1 protein-coding gene is annotated in these 1,065 nt (G+C 45.4%); it reads right to left on the reverse strand.

Annotation, left to right across the window (positions count from 1 at the left end; translation table 11 throughout):
• Positions 1–3 precede the first annotated feature (3 nt).
• Positions 4–1,065 (reverse strand): IS110 family transposase (locus ACTNEW_RS16275; protein ID WP_441062857.1); only part of this gene is annotated, 1,062 nt, incomplete at its 5' end.

Genomic DNA, 1,065 nt, shown 5'->3' on the forward strand with positions numbered 1-1,065 from the left:
TATCTATGCCATCCTGTAACTGATGTTATCTGTCATCATTCCCCACACAAAACACGCCAGTTCTCTTGCGGTTGCCGCCACTGCCACATTCTTCTTTTTCCCATGCCGGATAAATTTATAGTACCGGCTTCTTAATCGGATATTTGCCCTGTCTGCATATGCTATGACTTCTGCTGTATTACCGCTTTGCCTTGACCGTAATTCTTTCGATTTATGTCCTATTGCACCTTTGCATATCCCACGTGCAGCCTCAATCAGCAACTGGCGCAGATGGCTGTTCCCTGCTTTGGATATACCTGTCCTGTTCGTCTTTTCCCCGCTGGAATGCTCTCCCGGAGCCAGACCCAGAAATGCCGCATATGTATTTCCCTTTGCAAACCGACTGAAATCCCCTGTCTCCACAATCAGGCTTAGTGCTGTATGCGTCTTGATTCCAAGGAAACAACCCAGCTTTTTTACCTTTTCCTGATACTGTTCCTGTGATGCAATCTCCTCAATCCGCTGGTCAAACCGCTCAATCTTTGCTGTCTGCTCCTCATAAGATGCCATATATTCATCCAGAGTTTCCCTATATAATGGCGACAGTTCCAGCTTTCTCAGCCATGCAACATGTTTGATCGTCCACTTTGTACCTTCGTAATGATGTCCGTGGCGAAGACACAGTGCATTGATCTGCTGCTTGATCTTTTTGAGTGCATCCTTATGGTCATCCCGCATCCGCAGATATTCCTTTACTGAATCATCTTTTTCCGTAGGAATATAAACGGCATGATACCCGCCATAAGACAGACACTGGGCAATCATCAGCGCATCCCTTGCATCCGTTTTCACCCGCTTTCCCTGCTGCGTCAGCATGGTTGTTGGCGCCAGAATCACACATTTAATACCTGCGGATGTAAGCTGGTTATACAAAGAATAGCCCAAACAACCTGCCTCATAGCCACACTGGATATCGTATTCATCATACATACCCAGTTTCATTTTAAGTTGTTCAATGAACATCAGGATATTTTTATAGTCTGCAGTTACCTGGATATTTGCAAAAATGCGGTCTTCTTCGCCGAT

It is taken from the genome of Blautia sp. HCP3S3_G3 (assembly GCF_052063365.1).
Lineage (GTDB): Bacteria > Bacillota > Clostridia > Lachnospirales > Lachnospiraceae > Blautia_A.